This is a genomic window from Actinomadura darangshiensis (assembly GCF_004349235.1).
In the GTDB taxonomy this organism is placed as follows: Bacteria; Actinomycetota; Actinomycetes; order Streptosporangiales; family Streptosporangiaceae; genus Spirillospora; species Spirillospora darangshiensis.
Genome location: NZ_SMKY01000480.1, coordinates 1 through 4251 on the forward strand (window position 1 = coordinate 1; position 4251 = coordinate 4251).

Annotated in this window: 4 protein-coding genes; all 4 read left to right on the forward strand. The window is 69.8% G+C overall.

Annotated elements, in window-relative coordinates; genetic code table 11:
* Window positions 1-125 precede the first annotated feature (125 nt).
* Entirely contained in the window at window positions 126-1424 is a 1299-nt protein-coding gene (locus tag E1293_RS45000) for an ABC transporter substrate-binding protein (RefSeq protein WP_132205971.1), read from the forward strand.
* 83 nt (window positions 1425-1507) lie between these two features.
* Window positions 1508-2398: a carbohydrate ABC transporter permease gene (locus E1293_RS45005; protein WP_341770257.1), complete on the forward strand. Its 891-nt coding sequence runs from the start codon at window positions 1508-1510 to the stop codon at window positions 2396-2398.
* Window positions 2395-3276 (forward strand): carbohydrate ABC transporter permease, encoded by an 882-nt coding sequence (locus E1293_RS45010; protein WP_207939503.1) that lies wholly within the window; start codon window positions 2395-2397, stop codon window positions 3274-3276. The genes E1293_RS45005 and E1293_RS45010 overlap by 4 nt, the downstream gene beginning before the upstream one ends.
* Window positions 3273-4251 (forward strand): glycoside hydrolase family 1 protein (locus E1293_RS45015; protein ID WP_243717512.1); only part of this gene is annotated, 979 nt, incomplete at its 3' end. The genes E1293_RS45010 and E1293_RS45015, both read left to right, overlap by 4 nt.

Below are 4251 nucleotides of genomic sequence, written 5' to 3' on the forward strand. Positions count from 1 at the left end.
GTCCCGGCCCGCCCGTCAAGACCCAGAGAGCGCTCTCTTGACAGAGATGCACGCTGAAGCCATTCTCTGCGAGAGCGCTCTCTCGAACGACCCGGGTCATCCGCAAACCACCCCCGAGGACAGCCATGCGCAGATCCCACCCCCGTCTCGCGTCCGGCCTCATCTCCGCCGCCGTCCTGGCGCTCGGCCTCTCCGCCTGCGGCGGAGACGGCGGCTCCGGCTCGGACGGGACGGTCACGCTGACCGTCGACACCTTCAGCACCTTCGGGTACGAGGAGCTGTTCAAGCAGTACGAGGCCGCCCACCCCGGCATCAAGATCAAGCACCGGAACGTCGTGCAGCTCGACGAGTACCTGCCCCGCCTGGAGCAGTGGATCGCCGCGGGCAGCGGTGCCGGCGACGTCGTCGCGATCGAGGAGGGCATCCTCACCAAGTTCATGGCGAGCCCGGACAAGTTCGAGAACCTGCTCGACCACGGGGCGGGCTCGCTCAAGGGCGGCTTCCTCGACTGGAAGTGGAAGCAGGCGCTCAGCTCCGACGGCAAGTACCTGGTCGGCCTCGGCACCGACATCGGCGGGCTGGCCATGTGCTACCGCGCCGACCTGTTCAAGAAGGCGGGTCTGCCGACCGACCGCGACGAGGTCGGCAAGCTCTGGCCGACCTGGGACGCCTACATCGCCACCGGCCAGAAGTACGCCGCCAAGGCGAAGGGCTCCAAGTTCGTCGACGGTTCGGTGAACCTGTACAACACGATCCTCGCCCAGACCGCGAGCCAGAGCGCCGGCTACACGTTCTTCGACACCTCCGGCAAGCTCGTGGCCGGTGCGAACCCCGCGGTCAAGAGCGCGTGGGACACCACCCTGAAGATCCAGCAGGCCGGGCTGTCGGCCGGGCTGAAGTCGTTCGAGCCCAGCTGGGGCTCCGGCTTCAAGCAGGCCAAGTTCGCGACGATCGCGTGCCCGTCCTGGATGCTGGGCGTCATCAAGGAGAACGCCGGCGCGCAGGCGTCCGGCAAGTGGGACGTCGCGGCCATCCCGGGCGGCTCCGGCAGCCGCGGCGGCTCGTTCCTCGCGGTGCCCAAGCAGAGCAAGCACGCCGCGCAGGCCGCCGAGCTGGCCAAGTACCTGACCAGCGTGAAGAGCCAGGTCGCCGCGTTCAAGGCGCGCAACAACCTGCCCTCGTCCCCGCAGGCGCTGGACGACCCCGCGGTGGCCTCGTTCAAGAACGAGTACTTCAGCGACGCCCCCGTCGGGCAGATCTACGCCCGCGGCGCGAAGGCGATCAAGCCGCTGTACCTGGGCGCCGACAACAACCCGGTCCAGCAGCGCTTCGAGGACGCGCTGCTCGCGCTGGAGCAGGGCAGGCTCTCGCCCGACGCGGCGTGGAAGAAGGCCCTCGACGACGCCGAACGCGAGGCTCGATGACGGTCTCCATCGGCTCTCGTGCGGGCGCTGGGAGCCCGGTCCCGTCGCCGGGGTCCCCGCCCGCGCGCCGGGGGGTGCGCACCGTGCTCGCCCGGTGGGACATGAAGTTCTCGCCCTACCTGTTCATCTCCCCGTACTTCCTGCTGTTCTTCCTCTTCGGGCTCTTCCCGATGGGCTACACGGTCTGGGTGGCCCTGCACGACTGGGAGCTCCTCGGCGCCCACGAGTTCGTCGGCCTGGAGAACTTCCGGCTCGTCCTGACCGACCCGCAGTTCTGGAACGCGGTCCGCAACACCCTCGGCATGTTCGTCATCGCCACCGTCCCGCAGCTGCTGCTCGCGCTGGTGCTGGCGAACGCGCTCAACCAGCGGATGCGCGCGCGGACCCTGGTGCGGATGGGCGTGCTCGTCCCGATGGTCACCTCGATCGCCGCGGTGGCCATCGTCTTCGGCCAGCTGTTCAGCCGGGACTTCGGCATGGTCAACTGGGTGCTCGGCTGGTTCGGCGTGGACCACCTCGACTGGGCCGCGCGGCGCTGGACGTCCTGGCTGGCGGTCTCGGTGATGGTCGATTGGCGGTGGACCGGCTACAACGCGCTCATCTACCTGGCCGCGATGCAGTCGATCCCGCGCGACCTGTACGAGGCCGCGGCGATCGACGGGGCCTCCCGCTTCCGCCAGTTCCGGTCGATCACGCTGCCGATGCTGCGGCCGACCATCGTCTTCACCGCGATCGTCTCCACGATCGGCGGGCTCCAGCTGTTCACCGAGCCGCTGCTGTTCGGCAACGGCGACATGGCCGGGGGATCGCTGCGGCAGTTCCAGACGGTCACCATGTACATGTTCGAGAACGCGTTCCGGCGGTTCGACTACGGCTACGCGTCCGCCGTCTCCTGGATGCTCTTCATGCTCATCCTGCTCGGATCCCTCCTCAACTTCGTGTGGCTGCGCAAGGTGGGAGGAGGAGCCAGATGATGATCCAGAAGACGCCCGGGAGGCCCCGGGGCAGGCGCGGCGGCGCCTTCGCGGGACTCTGGAACGCCGGCCCGCTCACCCGGATCACGCTCTGCGCGACGATCGTGCTGTCGGTGTTCCCCATCTACTGGATGCTCGTCGTCGCGACCCGCACTAACGACGTCGTCGGGTCGACGCCGCCGCCGCTCGTCCCGGGCGGCGAACTGGGCCGCAACCTGTCCCGGCTGTTCGGCAACGAGCAGGCGCGCTTCACGCTCGGGCTGGTCAACTCCGCCATCGCCGCCACGACGGTCACCGTCTCCACGCTGCTGTTCGCCTCGCTGGCCGGGTTCGCCTTCGCCAAGCTGCGCTTCCGCGGCCGCGGCGCGATCCTGCTGGTCATGCTGGCGACCATGATGGTGCCGGTGCAGATGGGCATCATCCCGCTCTACATGCTGATGGCCGAGATCGGCTGGACGGGCAAGCTCCAGGCCGTCATCGTGCCGTTCCTGGTCACCGGGTTCGGCGTGTTCATGATGCGGCAGTACACGATGCAGGCCGTCCCGGACGAGCTCATCGAGAGCGCCCGCATCGACGGCTGCTCGACGTTCCGCATCTACTGGAGCATCGTCCTGCCCGTCCTGCGTCCCGCCATGGCGGTGCTCGGGCTGTTCACCTTCATGCAGACGTGGAACGAGTTCATCTGGCCGCTGGCCGTCCTCAACCCCGACAACCCGACCGTCCAGTACTCCCTCAACCTGCTGAACGGCGCCTACTACACCGACTACTCGCTGATGTTCACCGGCACCGCGGTGGCGACGCTGCCGCTGCTGGCCGTCTTCGTGCTGTTCGGACGGCAGATCATCAGCGGGATCATGGACGGCGCCCTCAAGGCATGACGAGCCCAGCGGAGAGACGCACCGAAGCGATGACGGCCACCACGCTCCAGACCGACGACCGTCCCCTCACCTTCCCGCCCGGCTTCGTCTGGGGGGCCGCCACCGCCGCCTACCAGATCGAAGGCGCGGCGCGGGACGACGGGCGCGGCCCCTCGATCTGGGACACCTTCTGCCGCGTCCCGGGCAAGGTCGCGGGCGGGCACAGCGGCGACGTGGCGTGCGACCACTACCACCGGTTCCGCGACGACATCCGCCTGATGGCCGGCCTGGGGCTCGGCGTCTACCGGTTCTCGGTGGCCTGGCCGCGGGTGCAGCCCGACGGCTCCGGCCCGGTCAACCCGCGCGGCATCGGCTTCTACGACCGGCTGGTCGACGAGCTGCTCCAGGCCGGGATCACCCCGTACGCCACCCTCTACCACTGGGACCTGCCGCAGACGCTGGAGGACCTCGGCGGCTGGACGTCCCGCGACACCGCCCTGCGCTTCGCCGACTACGCCGGCCTCGTGCACGCCCGCCTCGCCGACCGCGTCGACACCTGGACGACCATCAACGAGCCGTGGGTGGCCGCGTACCTCGGCTACGCGGCGGGCGTGCACGCCCCCGGCCGGACCAGTGCCGCCGACGCCTTCCGCGCCGCGCACCACCTGCTCCTGGCGCACGGCCTGTCCGCCCGGCGGCTGCGCGACGGCGGGGCCGGCCGGATCTCGCTCACCCTGAACCTCGCCCCGATCGTCGCGGGCGGCACCTCGGAGCCGGACGCGGCCGCCGCCGGCCTGGTCGACGCGATGCTCAACCGGCAGTTCCTCGACCCGGTGCTGCGCGGCGAGTACGCCGAGCCGGTGCTGGCGGTGGCGGCCCGCAACGGGGGACTGGACCACATCCGCGGCGCCGACCTGGCCGCGATCGCCGAGCCGATCGACTCGCTCGGCATCAACTACTACAACCCGACCTACGTGGCGGCCGTCCCCGGCACCC